Here is a 14,629-nt window from a genome sequence, read left to right on the forward strand (position 1 = left end):
AGCACGGCGCAATGCGACGCATCTGCGCCGGTGAAAGCCAAATCAGATCACTCATGACCGCACCTCCTGGTACCGTCACTGAATCAAGCCATCGTCTCATCCGCAAGTCGCTTTATAGGTCCTGAGCCTAGTGCACCCAGTATTATGCTTCAAATATATTCTTGATTGCTTGAGCGATGCGCAATTGTTGCGTCATCAATGCCTCGGCGTGGCCTTTGTTGAGAAGGTCAGACTTGGATAGTTCACATATTGCTTGAAAGCACGTGAATCCGAGCGATCGAGCCGTTCCGATGACCTCGTCCCATTCGTCCGGGCTCATAGGCAACTCTCGTGCTTCACCCGGACGAAACCGCAGCGTCAGCAGAGACTTGAAATGCAGCAGAAGCGACGCGAATACTCGAGGTCCGACTGAAGTGCGCAGCTCTCTTGCCGTGATCTCGTCCATGCCGGCCGTGTAGAGCGCAGCATAGGCTTCGAGGTCTGGCGTGTTGCGCCGAAGCGCGAAAACGTCGGAAACGAGCTTCAAGAGTTCGGCACGTTTGAAGGGCTTATCAACATGGCCGTCTATGCCGGCAGCGCTGAAAGCCGATAAGCGTGATGGCCAGACGTTAGCCGTCATCGCGTAAATAGGGACCGTTCGACAAGGGTCTCGGAGCGCCCTTATGGCTTTTGCGGCCTCAAGGCCGGTCATCTCGGGCATCTGTATATCCATGAGCACAAGGTCATAGGAGTGCTCCTGAACGATTTTAATCGCCTGCTTGCCACTTGAGACCGCCTCGACGTGGTGGCCAGCAGCGGTCAAAATCTGGCGCGCGAGATCCTGGTTGATGCGTAGGTCATCGACGACAAGGATCCGCGCCGTCGTGGAGGGCGCGATCGCTTGAGGCTCTGCATTGCTCGGCAAGGGAGGTTCGATTGCGCGCGGAAGTAGAACGACGAACCAGAATGACGACCCCTGCCCCTCGGCACTTTTGAGGCCGATGGCGCCGCCCATCAGTTCAACCAGTGACTTGCTGATTGCAAGACCCAGGCCTGTCCCGCCGAACCGCGACAGCGCGGGTCCGACACCCTGGCTAAAGCGCTTGAACAGCCGCGACTGATTGTTGAGCGCAATACCGATACCGTCGTCCGTGATCGTAAACATGATCGATCCGCTGGGATTAGCGCCAACCGTCTCCACGACGACACGGATCGAACCCGTCGCTGTAAACTTCACGCTATTGCCGAGCAGATTGACCAGGACTTGACGAAGGCGATTCTTATCGCCGCGAACATAAGGCGGCACGTCAGGCGCGATCATTTGCTTGATCGCCAAGCCTTTGGAAACGGCGGCGCTCGACACCATGGCGACAGCGGAATCGACGAGTTCACGGACCGAGAAGTCTTTTAAGACGAGATCAAGTCGACCCGCTTCGATGGCCGAAAGGTCGAGAATGTCGTTGACGATATCCAGCAGGGCGACCCCGGATGACTGGACAAGATGCAGTGTCGTGCGGTCCTCGTCGCCCAACGTCTGCCGATCCAGCAGGATCTCCGTAAAGCCGAGGATGCTGTTGAGCGGCGTGCGAATTTCATGGCTCATCGTGGCGAGGAAATCGGTCTTCGCCTGGCTGGCGTCCTCCGCTTCGCGGCGCGCCAGTTCCGCCGCGGCCTGCGCACTTTCCAAAAGAAGACGTGCCGCGTCGCGCTCCTGCTCGGCTTTCTTTCGATGCGTAATGTCCTGCAATGTTCCGACGACGCGAGCGGTGTCGTGCCCAACGCGTTCTGCCTCGCCCACCGTTCTTATCCAAAGATGTTGGCCCTTGGCGGTGACGATCGGAAGCTCGAGATCCCAGCGCCGACCGTCGCGCACGGCACGATTAAAGGCCTGCTCCATTTGGGACCGCGCCGCGGGCGTGACGAACGCGAGAAGACCTTCGAGAGTCGGCTGAACACTTTCATCGACCTCGAAGATCGCGCGCGCGTGCGCCGACCACGTGACTTGATTGAAGCGAAGATCGACCTCCCAGCCACCCACCCTCGAAACCCTGACAATCCTGTCGAGAAAGGCTGTGTCGTGTAACGCTCGATCCTCGATCTTGCATTCCGTGACATGGGTCATCCGAGCCCGGCCTTTCGACCTGCCGCATGCAAGACGCGTCGCACGTCATTGAGCACCGGCCGGTTGGGAGCGCGGACCTGAAGCAGGCTGTAATTTTGCTTCGCACGCGCCCTTGTAAACAAGAGCAGCATTACAAGGGGACCTGCGATCCCCATAATGGCCGAGGACAACGAGAACGGATCTGATGTCCCGCCGCTCAAACAGGACGAAGGAAGGTGAGCTCCTCTGCCTCCGCTTACGAAGGCTGCTGGGGCCAAAGCGATGGGCGGCGACGCGACCTTAGGTTGCCGAGGCGATGCGATCACGGTCAGCACCGTCCTTGAGACGGAGAGCGCATGGACGACAGCGGCCGCAGCCGTGCAGCATCGCGATCTCCAAGGCCATTTAAGGGGAAAGATGCAGACGCCTGTCATGATCCCGGACACCGCAGGTGCGAGGAATCGCGTTGATCGGCGTGGCTCCGGGTCATCCTATCAATCGATGTTAGCGGATGCAGCCCCGACGCGATTGCGGACGCCGAGGGTGCGATACAATGCGTTGGTATGGACCTTTACGGTGCTTTCGGTCAGTCCGAGCGCCCGTGCGATCTCCTTGTTGGATTTCCCGGCCCGGATGCAGGTCAAAACATCCCGTTGCCTTGGCGTTAACTTTCCTTGAAAAGCCGGCGTTGTGAAGTAGACGTCGCCCGGCTCGATTTTATCGTCGGCGGCCGGCAGTTGTGCAACGCTCCAGGGGAGAAAGATCTTGCCCTCAACAACCATCTGAAAGGCGGCGGCGATTTTCGGCGTCGACATTGTCTTTGGAATATAACCATGCATGCCCGCAATCATAGCCGCGAACATATCGTCACGACGTTCCGAACCCGCCACGACGACGGCGCGGAGGTCGGGAAAGATCTGCCTTACGCTGTGCAGATTTTCGGCTCGGTTTATGCCCGGCATGCCTAGATCGAACGTGGCAAATGTAATCGCCTCGTTCTCCCCGAGTTTCTCGATTGCTTCATCGAGAGATGCGACTTCAAATACCTTATGAAACCCACAGTGCAGCTGAAGAATCGTGGAAATGGCGGAACGAAATAGTTCGTGGTCGTCAGCGACTAGTGCCACCCTTTGCTCAATTGGTATTTCCAAATTCACACACATTGAATCATCCAGTGACTAAGGCGGAAACGCAGTCGGGGATACGTGTCGGGACGTTATGATCAATACGATGACGGGCACGATCGATTTGGGTCAGAAATTCCTCGTAGGTCAGGTCGCATATTTCTCCTTGGGCGACGGATTGTTCGAATTGCTGGCTTGCTCTAGCGAGGGCGGGAAAACCGAGGATGCGGGCCGAGGATATGATGGCATGGGCTCTTCGCGCGACGTGAGATCGGTCCTGCAGGTCGCTGACGGCGGCGAAAGCATCAAGCTCTGCGCGAAGAGCGACAAGCGCTCGATCTAGGGCAGCTCTATCCAGGTACCCTGCAAAGGAGTCGTCTGCATCATCAGCCACAAAGTCGCCGCCGAGCTTTATCCCACCACCGGCCAAGGCTGATCCGCAGTAAAGGGCGACGATGCGACGGACGTCTTCAGCTACGAACGGCACGCGAATATGCGCATCCGCGAATGCCAGGTCCGATGATGTTTTCGCAGAATATGTAATCACCGCCGCACGTATGTCGTGGTGCGGCGGTCCGAACTTGCGTAGGGCTTCGACAAGAGAGAGCATCGCCAGGTGTTTTCTATGTAAGAGCCGTGCATCCAGAAATATTAGATCGAAAGATCTAGACTGGGCGGCCAAAATCTCCCGCGTATCAGCAACGCAATCGACGCCGCATTCTAACCCCGTCAACATGGCGGTCATGATCATCCGCTCGACTGTGAAACCGCCGACTAGAAGGACCGCCGCAGTGCCGCAATGATGCAAACCCTCAAATCTCGCCACTGTTCCTACTCCTCTTTGACGGGCGAATTCAGGCAGCGGTTTTGAGGAATATATTAAATGAACCGCACTCCTCAAATTCGCCAAAAGATGCATGTATAATGTTATTCTCGGCAATATTGCTAAGCCCAAAGATCTAATCACAACTTATCGTCGAAATCGATTTTTGAATCTCCCGGGGGTTGCGGATCGGTCGATCGGCCGTAAAGACCAGCCGTTCCATTCGGCTCATCGAGAGCAAGACAGGCAAGCCTCGGCTTCGAAGTAAGCTGTCTTCTTAAGGGCGTCGTCGAGAAGCTATACTTAAACGGTTCGTCCTAGATCGAATTATTGTGGTTCTAGTTCTTGTGCGAAATAATCTACGGTGGTCTTTTATTGGTGTGGACGATCCGGCGCCAATGACGGCGGTCCGACGATCCACGAAACAGGCGCCAATCCACAAATCGGCATCGATCATTGACGCGTTAGGTCGCGATCGCCCCGTGCTGCCTTGGATTGCGCCCAACCTTGAAGGACGTGTGTCATGGGTGTTTCTAGCGACAACAAAGGCCCCTCGAACGGCGGAAGCGACCCCTCCAACAGCAGCTCCACCTCGGGTTCGGGCGCCGGCTCGCTCTCCGGCGCCGGCTCCCTCGCCGGCGCGGGTGCGCTGGCTGGGTCCGGTGCGCTGTCGGGGTCCGGTTCGGGCTCGGACGCGAGTTCTTACTCCGGTTCTGACAGCTCGAACGGCAATCTCAACGGGAACGGAAACCTCAACGGGAACGGAAACCTCAACGGCAATCTGAATGCGAACATCAACGACACCTCCGTGAGCGTTCAGGACACCGTACAGGTCCAAGTCAGCGCGGCGGTTTCCGCGGTCTCGAGCGATCCAGGATATTCCGGAAACACCGGCTCGTTCGACACGACGACGACCAACACCACGTATAACGTGCCGATCAACCTGACCGACTCGCCGCTCAATCTCGCCGACGCCAACAACTTCCTGCAGGGCTCCGGCGACAACTTCAACTTTACCGGCAATGGAACGGACACCGCGTTTCATGTCGACCAGGTCAACGGCCTCATCGCCAACAACTCGCTGTCGTCGGTGAGCCTCACGAACGACGGCGATGGCTTCAGCCAGACCGCCCACGACATCTCGGGCGGGGACGCGTCGGCCGGTGGGATCAGCCACTCGGTGGGCGATTCGATCACCGCGTCGGTGTCGTCCGTGGCATCTGCGACCGCGACCCTCAGCGCATTCACGCAGAACATCGTCCTCGGTGCGAACATCCAGTTCAACTCGCTGACGCAGTCGGTCACCGGCGGCGGCGTCACGCACACTGCGACAGCCACGGACCCCGTGTCGTCCGACCACATGAGCCATCACTCCTCGTGATGTCAGAAGGAGAGGCGCGCGAGCGCCTCTCCTTTCTCTCTCCATCGCGAATTCGATCGGCCGCTTTGGGCGGGGGAATGCCATGCAGATCGGGGCCGTAACGGACATCATCACCCATTTCGTTGGGTTGCTTCACCTCGACATCGACCCCGATCGCGAATGGTCGAAGCCGGACGGATCGGGCCGTGATGGCCAAAACAGCCAAACATCGCTCGAGCAACTGCGCAGCGGCCAGCATCATCCGGATATGGCGACGGCAGGCTCGTCGCCGTCCTATGTGCCAGCGACGAGACAGCACGATGATCTCGTACCGCGGCTTCCGAAGATCGCGGCGCATCCCCTTTTGGTCAAGCCGCATCTTCCCCACCTGCACTTGCAGCCGCCGCCCGATGCCGCGCCCGATGCGCCACAGGCCGGCGCCGGTGGCGATGGCGGGTACAGCGTGGACGCGCAATCGGCTTCTTCCGACTGGCACGGTGCGGATCAGGGCGTTGTCGACGTGCACCAAGTCAACATGCTCATCGCGAACGCATCGTATGTGGATCATTTCGATGGCGGACTTTTACCGATGCCTTACGGGACGCCGGTGGTCCATGACATGATCGATCAAGCCTATGCGGTGATCCCCGCGGACGCGCCTGGACTGGGGCAGACGGATTCGCAAGAAGTCGTAACCTTCAAAAGCTTTGGCGACAGTCTTGCTGTCGGGTCGACATCCTCGGCAGACAGTCTTCATTTCGGGACCACCGTTGACGGCGTCCTCGTTTCGTCAGACGGCTCTCCTGCCGCCCTGACGCTTCCGGTAACGACGGTCGACACGACTTTGCCGACCGCTGATGGCGTACCGCTCGGCCAGACCATTGTCACCGGCAGCAATATCGCCGGCAACGAGGCGCTGATCAGCGACACGTCGGCAACGCCGATCACCACGATCGTCATGGGCAATGAGGTCCATGCCGACCTGATCGTCCAAAGCAATGTCGTCCAAAACATCGATTCTCTGGCGACCGCGTCGTCGACATTTGCCCAGGATCTTTTGACCGGTGGCAACACGGTTCAAAACACCGCCCATTTCGAGCAGCTGCCCCTGACCTTCAGCACGAACGTGAGTGGCGATCTCGGCACGAATTGGAACGTCCAGGTCGTTAACGGCGACTTTTACGACGTCAACGCCGTTACACAGCAAAACGTGTTGATCAACGACACATTGTACGCCGGCGCGCCGCAGACCGATCACTATTATGCCGTTCTCGGCGGCAACACGCAGGTCAATCAGTTCGAGGTAACCCACGATGCGCCGACCTATGATCTTCTGATCGTGCTCGGCAATTCCTACACAGCCAATGCGATTTATCAGGAGAACGTGCTTCTCAACGACGCCACCGTCGGCGTGACCTTCTCGCCGACGAACGGCGGCGCCGACCAGGTTCTCGCGGGGCATAACACGGTTACCAACGACGCCGCGATCTCCGATATCGGCACCAGCGGCGCGAACCCGATGACGCCGGATCTGCAACACCTGGTTCAGTCGCTGGCGACAGACGGAGACTCTGCGGCCGCATTTCCCGGCCTCCCAACGCTCGGGACAACGATCAACGTCATGCTCGTCACCGGCAATTACTATGATCTCAATCTGGTCTCGCAGACCAATGTCATCTCCAACAGCGCCAATGTTCTCGCCGACTTTTCCAAAGCCGGTGCCGGCGTTCCGGCGAGCGTGACGACCGGGAACAACACACTCACCAATTCGGCTGCCATCGTTTCCGCGGGGACTCTCGGCAGCCAGTATGTCGGCGGGGGCGCTTATGAGACCTCGATGCTGGTGCAGACGAACCTGGTCACGGCGCATGCGGATACGAGCGGCACCTCGCCCAACAGTCTGGTGCCGGAACTCGTCGCCTTTCTCGACACCGGGACGACGCATGACGCGCCCAGCAGCCCGGCGCTGCCGACGACAACGGATGCGGCGCATCACGACATTCTGGCCGGGACCTTGGCATGAGCACCGCCGTCAGCACCACGTGGTGGATCGGATCGATCGCGTGCGTCGACACGCAACTCCCTACCATCGCGCCCGATGCGGACATCGCGGTGAGGATTGCACAAACCGTCAATGGATACAGCGGACTTATCTTCAGCGAGGATCCGTTGGTCGGGGATGTCGGGATTCGTCTCGAGATCGATGCGGCGTCCGCCAACGCCCGGGTCATGCCGTGCGGCCATCGCTTCGTGTGCTGGGCGAAAGCGCGCGTCTTCGATCTCGGGACCTGGATCGAAAGCTACGAAACGGTTGCGGTCGGACGCCTCATCGGTGGGGTTGCCGTGGTCGACCACGTGGTGGCGTGCGGCGCATGCGGGTGAGCAGCTGAGGACCGACAAGCAGACTGCGTGTGTAGCGACATAGTTTGGGGGGATATGATGACGATGGCAGCGGACGGTATAGCGATGCGTTTGGACGCGAAGACGGCCGCGCCGGACACAAAGGCCACGCCGGTCCCTGCGGAACCACCGCGCCCTGGCGAGAAGACCGAGCCGCCGCGTGACGCTGCAGGTGGCGGCGGCGGTAAGGACGCTCCGCCCCTCGAGCGGCGAACGAGTGGCGAAGACTTTCGCGACTCGCTGGGGCGCGGCCTGGCCACCGTCCGCTGGAATTTGATCGCTGTCGGACTCTTCTCCTTCTTCATCAATATCCTGGTGCTTGCGATCCCTATCTATCTGTTCAACCTGTCGGACCGCGTCCTGACAAGTCGCAGCCTCGACACGCTCGTCATGCTGTCGCTTGTCGTTCTGGGGGCGATCGTCGCGAACGTGCTGCTCGACTCTGTCCGCCGCGTGATCCTCATGCGCACCGCGGTCGAAGTCGAAAGCAAACTCGGTGGCGCGGTCCTCGCTGCTGCCGCCAAGGCCGCGCAAAACGGATCGGTTCGCGAGTTCCAAGTTCTCGGCGACCTCCAGCAGGTCCGCAACTTTCTCATCGGGCCCGTCCTGATCACAATGTTCGATGCGCCGGTCGGCCCGATCTACCTTGCGGTCGTCTTCCTCATCCATCCACACCTCGGGTTCATCGTCACCGGCTCCTGCATCGTGTTGCTTGTCGTCGCGCTGCTCAACCAGAAGGTGACGGCGGTGCCGTTCGGCCTCGCCAACGCCTATGCCAGTCGCGCCAACCAACAAGCCGAGGCCATGTCGCGGAATGCGCAGGTGATCAACGCGATGGGCATGATCCCGGAGGGGGTGGCGATCTGGGGCAAGGAAACCGCCGAGTCGCTGAAGGCGCAGGTCCTTGCGCAAGACCGGAACATCGCGATGGCCGCGATATCGAAGTTCGCCAGAATGGCGACGCAGATCGCGATCCTCGGCTGGGGCGCGGAACTGGCTCTGGGCGGCCAGCTGACCGGCGGCATGGTCATCGCCGGCTCGATCGTCGCAAGTCGGGCTCTCGGCCCGATCGAGGGCACCATCGAAGGCTGGCGCAGCTTCGTCCAGGCGCGATCGGCCTACGCCCGGATCACCAGTCTGATCGTCAACTCGCCGCTGAACCAGGATCGGTTGCGCCTGCCGGCCCCACAAGGTCGCCTGTCGGTCGAGCGCGTCCTCTACGTGCCGCCATCGACGAAGAAGGTTGTTCTGAACGGTGTCAGCTTTCAGCTCGAGCCAGGCGAATCCCTGGCGATCATCGGCTCGTCCGGCGTTGGGAAATCCACGTTGGGCAAGATGCTCGTCGGCTCGATCGTGCCGACCGCCGGCAACATCCGCCTCGACATGATGGATCTGCGCAACTGGGACGTCCGTCAGTTCGGTGAAAGCGTCGGCTACCTGCCGCAGGACGTTCAGCTGTTTCCGGCATCGATCAAGGCCAACATCGCCCGGATGCGCGACGATGCGACGGACGAACAGATCTTTGACGCTGCCGCGCTGGCCGATGTGCACGAGGTGGTGTCAGAATTTCCGCAGGGATACGAGACGGTGATCGGCATGGATGGCGGCCCCCTTTCGGGAGGGCAGCGGCAACGTATCGGATTGGCGCGTGCCTTCTTCGGCAACCCGCGCTTCGTTGTCCTCGACGAACCGAATTCCAATCTCGATACGGCCGGTGAAGTGGCGCTGGGGAATGCCCTCCTTCGCGCCAAGCAGCGCGGCATGACCGTCGTTGCCGTCACGCAGCGACCCACGCTGCTCGCCAGCGTCGACAAGGTTCTGATCCTCAACAACGGAACCGTGCAGGCGTTCGGCCCCCGCGACGAGATCATGAAAATGCTGGCTGGCCAGAAACAGGCCAGCTGAAGACGACAAGATCCCGGGGGGCCGTCATGAAGTTTCGCGCCAAAACTGTAAAACAGACAGAACCAAGAACCTGGTATTCGGACGTGCCCCGGCAAACCCGCGGACACATTCTGACAGGCTTTTGGATATCCGCAGCCTGTATCGGGGGGTTCGGCGTCTGGGCCGCGACCGCACCGATCGCGGGCGCCGTCGTGACGTCGGGCGCCTTCGTCGCCACCGGTCAGAACAAGATCGTCCAGAACCTCGAGGGCGGTGTGATTGCAAAGCTTCTCGTCCATGAAGGCGATATCGTCGAACAAGGGCAGGAACTCATTCGTCTCGACGAGACGGCCGCCAAAGTGGATATGCGGCGGCTTTTCCTGAAGGAAATGCGGCTCGAGGCCGTGGAGGCACGCCTTCTGGCCGAAGCCGGTGCGCGACCAAACCTCGCTATTCCGGTCGCCTACGAAGCCAACGCCCAAAACGCGGAGGAAAACACCGTCATCGAAAACCAGATGCTCACGTTCGAGACGCATCGCCGCGGTGTCCTCAATGAGATCACGACTCTTCAACAGAGCATCGGTTCACTTGAAGAACATTTGAACGGAACGGAGACTCAGCTGACGTCCGTCGTTCGCCAAGGCGAGCTGTACCAGGAAGAAATCGAAGCGAAGAAAAGCCTTCTCGCGCAAGGCATGGTGAAACGGCCGGAGCTGCTCGCTCTGCTCCGCGCCCGGGCCGCCATGGACGGCGAGGTGGGCCGTTTGAAAGGCGACATTGGCGATACCAAGGATAAGATCGCTCGCGCCAACGAGCAGATCGCGGGCGTTCGCAACACCGCCGTCAAGACGGCGGTGGAGCAGCTCGTCGACATTCGTGCGGATCTTTATGATACGCGCGAAAGGATGCGCACCGCGAAGAACATCGTCGACCGCGTGAAGATTGCCGCGCCGGTCCGCGGTGCCGTGATCAAGCTCGGCTATCACACCGCGGGCGGAGTCATCGAGCCGGGTAAACCGATCATGGAGATTCTGCCGCTCAACGACGAACTGCTGATCGAGGCGCGTATTCGCTCCCAGGACATCGATAGCGTCAAGAAGGGGGCCGATGCGATGGTGCGTCTCAGTGCGCTCAGCGCACGCGTGACGCCGATGGTCACCGGCAAGGTGGTCTACATCTCCGCCGACTCTCTGCAGGAGGATCCGCGGATCGATCGGTCGGCGGGCGTCTACATGGCGCGGGTGCGGATCGATAAGGATCAACTGCCCTTGATCAAAGACTTCGTTCCGACGCCGGGCATGCCTGCCGAAATCTATATCAAGACCGGCGAGCGGACGTTCCTCGCTTATCTCCTGCGTCCCCTCAAGGACAGCATGGCGCGCGCGTTCCGCGAACGCTGAGCTTTCCGTCTCACCCCAAGGCTGCAAGGTGGGCATGCAGCCTTGGGACCAAGTCCCAGAGTTCGCGGTTGATCCGCTTCATTTCCTCGATCGTTTCGAGAAGGTGGGCGATGCGCCCTTCGTCGATCGGTTTCGGACGTTCGAGAGCCGGCAGGCCGTCGATGTCCCGAATCCGGAAAGACTGGGTGTGAGACATGACTCCAGTGTCGTCGATCCCATACATGCAGTGATTGAATTCGTTTCGCACGCGGGTGCACACGTTGAAACGCTCGATCAGCGTGTTCAGCGCCTTCAGAAGGTTTTTGTCCTTGACCTTGGCGCGTCCGAGCCGCTCGACGAGTTCGATGCGAGACCGCGCCGTATTCAAAGTGACAAAGACGATCACCGCAGCGGCCTCGTCCGTCTGCATGAGGGCCTTGATCAGATAGATGAACATGCTCTCGTTGTTGGACCAAACGAACGCGAGATTACCGATCAGGGCGAGGAGAAAGGTCCGCCGGTCAGCCGTGGCATAGGCGGCTTTGTCCAACCCTAGAAAGTCAGGGGCCCGCCCGTGGTTGGGCTCTCCGCCGAAACCGATGTCGTGCTCCGAAACATGTTGATCTGGGCGGTCTGCGCACATCGGACTTCAATCATGTCAAAAGCGTCAGTCAAAAGCTAGTCGTGGCTCATCTGCAACGAGTATTATCATATCGCGGTTTATAGCTACAACGCATTATTGACTGCGCTATTCACCGAAATACCCTGGCGTCGGCGATCATATTCGCCGCCTCGGGCCAACAACAAGATGGTCTAGTACCTTATTGTTAGGCTCGGTAACGAGTTATTAACCATAAAGATCGCATTCATCTACGCTGAAATGGCGGCGACGTTTGCGCGAGAACATGGGGTGCGCCGTGGACCGGATGGCTATGTTCTTAAAAGTGCTGGACAAGGGAAACCGAAGGCCCGGCCACTTGGCGATGCCGACCAAGCTTTTCGTGGCAGCGACGCTATCGTGGGGTCTGGTTGGTTCATCGCGTGCCGGACATGCGGAGACAATCTCGAGCGCACTATCGCGGGCCTATATGGGCAACCCCGATCTCAATCAGCAGCGTGCTGCCGGGCGAGCTTCCGACGAGACCGTGTCCCGGGCGGTATCCGGGTTTCGCCCCCAGGTTTCGGGAACCGCATCGCTTGGCTACAACAACGAGGACGCCACGCTGAGCGGCGAGCGGATCAAGGGCAGTTCGTTTCCCACCGCGGCGGGCCTGACCGTCACGCAGACCATCTTCAACGGCAACCAGACTGTCAACGGCGTGCGCCAGGCCGAATCCGGCGTGTTGCAGGCGCGCGAGACCATCCGCAATACCGAACAGAACACGCTGCAGAACGGCGCCACAGCGTACATGAACGTGTTGCGCGACACGGCCATCCTCGATCTGAACAAGAACAACATCACCGTTCTCGAGGAGCAACTGCGCCAGACCCGCGACCGGTTCAACGTCGGCGAAGTCACACGCACCGATGTCGCCCAGGCCGAGTCGAGCCTGGCCACCGCGCGGTCCAACTATTTTACGGCGCAAGCCAACTTGCAGAACAGCGTCGCCAACTTCCGCCAGATCATCGGCGTCGAGCCGAAACGCCTGGAAGCGGCCCGGCCGATCGATGCCCTGCTGCCGTCGAACCTGCAGTCTGCGATCACCGTTGCACTGTCGGAGCATCCGGCGATCCAAGCAGCGTTCCACAACGTCGACGTGGCGCAGTTGCAGGTCCAGGTGCAGGAAGGCCAGCTTTATCCGACGGTCAATGTCGTCGGCAACGTGCAGCAGAACAACCAGTACCAGGGCGCTCCGAACAACCGGCTGTTCAATGCCAGCGTGCTCGCTCAGCTGTCGGTGCCAATCTATACGGGCGGCGCCGCCTATGCGCAGATTCGCCAGGCCAAGGAACTGCTGTCGCAGGCACGCCTTCAGGCCGACCTGCAGCGCGATATAATCCGGGCAACTGTGGTCTCGAGTTGGGGGCAGCTCGAGACAGCGAAGGCCGTCATTCGCTCGTCGCAGGCGGCGGTGAAGTCGTCGGAGATCGCGCTCGACGGCGTTCGCGAGGAGGCCAAGGTCGGGCAGCGCACGACGCTTGATGTCCTGATCGCGCAGCAGACGCTGCTCAACGCCCGCGTCAATCTCGTCTCGGCGCAGCGCGATCGCGTAGTGGCGAGTTACGTCGTCATGGCCGCGAGCGGGCGTCTTTCCGCTGCCAACCTTGCCCTCAACGTCGTCCAATACGACCCGACGATCCACTACGACCAAGTCAAGGACAAGTGGATCGGTCTGCGGACGCCGGACGGCCAGTAGAGGGCTTCACGCCACACTTGTCCGGCTTGCACGGTGCACGTCGATCAAATGCACGTGTGCGGGCCGTTACGCTGTATGGCGCGTCTAAAATAAGTCCAGATATTCCAAGGCCTTCGTAGCGCTCCTCCACGGAAGCGCTCTGATTAGATACAAAGGTCTAGCATTTAATACTTAAACGTTAGCGCTTGCGGAAAATGAGAAAAGAATCGTTAAATATTCACCGAAGCCAAGCCTGAACTTCCACGACGGGATCCGCGATTCTGGGATCTTAACCGGCGGGGTAGTGAGAAGGGCATTACCTGAAGAAAGTCGAAACCGCGTCATAGATCCTCAAGAAGGTAGTATTGATCATGAAACCGATCGGCACGGCGATCTTTGGGGCGCACTCGCTTATGGTCGAGGGCGTCGCGGCAACTATTGCGCGTTCACACTTTCGCGTTTTGTTGCGCACGAATGGCGACGACGTGCTGCCGCGACGCGGCCTATCCAAAACGAGACCGGCCCTGTGCATTTGTCTCGCAGACGATGCGACCTCGGACGCCTTCATTCGGCTAATCGCGGATCTGCATAAGATCTATCCCGCTGCTTGTATCGTCATCCTTTCAAACGATTCAGGCCCGCGTTTGAAGAAAGCGTTCGATGCCGGCGCCAACGGCTGCCTGCCGCGAACGATAAGCCCACAGGCCTTTCTGATGGCGCTCGATCTTCTGCTCGGCAAACAGGTCTCCATTACGTCCATGGTCAGCCAAGCAATTGCGATCCCGACGGTGATCCCGGAACCGATTGCCCGGGCCGTTGCGTCGTCGCCGGTGCCCACGCCGGGGCGTGGCCTGGATCACCTATCGAGCCGTGAGCTTCAGGTTCTCGATGCCATCACCAAGGGCCAGTCCAACAAGCATATCGCAAGGCGGCTCGACATTTCCGATGCGACGGTCAAGGCCCATATCCGCGTCATCCTGCGAAAGATCGGTGCTGAAAATCGGACCCAGGCCGCAGTTTGGGCGCTGGGCAGCCAGGAGCACTCCGAGAGTAGGGTCGAGACGCTTTCTCCTGAGCCCGCAGCCATGCAATTGAGCGCTTGAGCAAAACAAGTATCGAACCAAACCGTCTTGTCGACACGCTTCTCGATCGCCGACGTGTTCGCGTGCGAAGCGTGCCGGCTAGCGATCAAAGAATCCACATCTAAGATCATCAGGCGTAGGCCCCATGAGCGTTTGATGGC

11 protein-coding genes are annotated in these 14,629 nt (G+C 59.7%); 7 read left to right on the forward strand and 4 right to left on the reverse strand.

Annotated features, from left to right (window positions below):
* Positions 1-142: 142 nt before the first annotated feature.
* From GSQ79_RS26235 to GSQ79_RS26245, 3 genes are all read right to left on the reverse strand, one after another.
* Entirely contained in the window at positions 143-2,101 is a 1,959-nt protein-coding gene (locus GSQ79_RS26235) for a response regulator (RefSeq protein ID WP_158811694.1), read from the reverse strand.
* 473 nt (positions 2,102-2,574) lie between these two features.
* On the reverse strand, positions 2,575-3,243 hold the full coding sequence (locus tag GSQ79_RS26240; protein ID WP_158811695.1) for a response regulator transcription factor: 669 nt from the start codon (positions 3,241-3,243) through the stop codon (positions 2,575-2,577).
* 4 nt (positions 3,244-3,247) lie between these two features.
* Positions 3,248-3,949: an Hpt domain-containing protein gene (locus tag GSQ79_RS26245; protein WP_158811696.1), complete on the reverse strand. Its 702-nt coding sequence runs from the start codon at positions 3,947-3,949 to the stop codon at positions 3,248-3,250.
* A gap of 601 nt (positions 3,950-4,550) precedes the next feature.
* Here GSQ79_RS26245 and GSQ79_RS26250 point away from each other — a divergent pair.
* The 5 genes from GSQ79_RS26250 (at position 4,551) to GSQ79_RS26270 (ending at position 11,071) form a co-directional block, all read left to right on the forward strand.
* Positions 4,551-5,408: a hypothetical protein gene (locus GSQ79_RS26250; RefSeq protein ID WP_158811697.1), complete on the forward strand. Its 858-nt coding sequence runs from the start codon at positions 4,551-4,553 to the stop codon at positions 5,406-5,408.
* An 82-nt stretch (positions 5,409-5,490) separates the two neighbouring features.
* The gene (locus GSQ79_RS26255) at positions 5,491-7,410 is read left to right on the forward strand and encodes a hypothetical protein (RefSeq protein WP_158811698.1); all 1,920 of its coding nucleotides are present in this window, start codon (positions 5,491-5,493) and stop codon (positions 7,408-7,410) included.
* Positions 7,407-7,769: a hypothetical protein gene (locus tag GSQ79_RS26260; protein ID WP_158811699.1), complete on the forward strand. Its 363-nt coding sequence runs from the start codon at positions 7,407-7,409 to the stop codon at positions 7,767-7,769. The genes GSQ79_RS26255 and GSQ79_RS26260 overlap by 4 nt, the downstream gene beginning before the upstream one ends.
* A gap of 84 nt (positions 7,770-7,853) precedes the next feature.
* A complete protein-coding gene (locus GSQ79_RS26265) occupies positions 7,854-9,692 on the forward strand; it encodes a type I secretion system permease/ATPase (RefSeq protein ID WP_246725598.1) in 1,839 nt (612 codons plus the stop codon).
* An 83-nt stretch (positions 9,693-9,775) separates the two neighbouring features.
* Positions 9,776-11,071, forward strand: coding sequence for an HlyD family type I secretion periplasmic adaptor subunit (locus GSQ79_RS26270; RefSeq protein ID WP_246725599.1), 1,296 nt, complete (start codon positions 9,776-9,778; stop codon positions 11,069-11,071).
* A gap of 10 nt (positions 11,072-11,081) precedes the next feature.
* Here the strand turns inward: GSQ79_RS26270 and GSQ79_RS26275 are convergent, their stop codons facing one another.
* Positions 11,082-11,507 (reverse strand): hypothetical protein, encoded by a 426-nt coding sequence (locus tag GSQ79_RS26275; protein WP_368669982.1) that lies wholly within the window; start codon positions 11,505-11,507, stop codon positions 11,082-11,084.
* Positions 11,508-12,033: 526 nt separating this feature from the next.
* Here GSQ79_RS26275 and GSQ79_RS26280 point away from each other — a divergent pair.
* Both GSQ79_RS26280 and GSQ79_RS26285 read left to right on the forward strand, forming a co-directional pair.
* Positions 12,034-13,407, forward strand: coding sequence for a TolC family outer membrane protein (locus GSQ79_RS26280; RefSeq protein WP_246725614.1), 1,374 nt, complete (start codon positions 12,034-12,036; stop codon positions 13,405-13,407).
* A gap of 392 nt (positions 13,408-13,799) precedes the next feature.
* Positions 13,800-14,489: a response regulator transcription factor gene (locus GSQ79_RS26285; RefSeq protein WP_158811703.1), complete on the forward strand. Its 690-nt coding sequence runs from the start codon at positions 13,800-13,802 to the stop codon at positions 14,487-14,489.
* Positions 14,490-14,629 lie beyond the last annotated feature (140 nt).

This window comes from Beijerinckia sp. L45 (genome assembly GCF_009765775.1).
Lineage (GTDB): Bacteria > Pseudomonadota > Alphaproteobacteria > Rhizobiales > Beijerinckiaceae > RH-AL1.

What these genes read in the sequence shown, in the direction of transcription:
- GSQ79_RS26265 (WP_246725598.1), top strand. Translation starts at nt 7,854, where the DNA reads ATGCGTTTGGACGCGAAGACGGCCGCGCCGGACACAAAGGCCACGCCG.
- GSQ79_RS26275 (WP_368669982.1), bottom strand. Translation starts at nt 11,507, where the DNA reads ATGTTCATCTATCTGATCAAGGCCCTCATGCAGACGGACGAGGCCGCT.
- GSQ79_RS26240 (WP_158811695.1), bottom strand. Translation starts at nt 3,243, where the DNA reads ATGTGTGTGAATTTGGAAATACCAATTGAGCAAAGGGTGGCACTAGTC.
- GSQ79_RS26255 (WP_158811698.1), top strand. Translation starts at nt 5,491, where the DNA reads ATGCAGATCGGGGCCGTAACGGACATCATCACCCATTTCGTTGGGTTG.
- GSQ79_RS26285 (WP_158811703.1), top strand. Translation starts at nt 13,800, where the DNA reads ATGGTCGAGGGCGTCGCGGCAACTATTGCGCGTTCACACTTTCGCGTT.
- GSQ79_RS26250 (WP_158811697.1), top strand. Translation starts at nt 4,551, where the DNA reads ATGGGTGTTTCTAGCGACAACAAAGGCCCCTCGAACGGCGGAAGCGAC.
- GSQ79_RS26280 (WP_246725614.1), top strand. Translation starts at nt 12,034, where the DNA reads ATGCCGACCAAGCTTTTCGTGGCAGCGACGCTATCGTGGGGTCTGGTT.
- GSQ79_RS26235 (WP_158811694.1), bottom strand. Translation starts at nt 2,101, where the DNA reads ATGACCCATGTCACGGAATGCAAGATCGAGGATCGAGCGTTACACGAC.
- GSQ79_RS26245 (WP_158811696.1), bottom strand. Translation starts at nt 3,949, where the DNA reads ATGACCGCCATGTTGACGGGGTTAGAATGCGGCGTCGATTGCGTTGCT.
- GSQ79_RS26260 (WP_158811699.1), top strand. Translation starts at nt 7,407, where the DNA reads ATGAGCACCGCCGTCAGCACCACGTGGTGGATCGGATCGATCGCGTGC.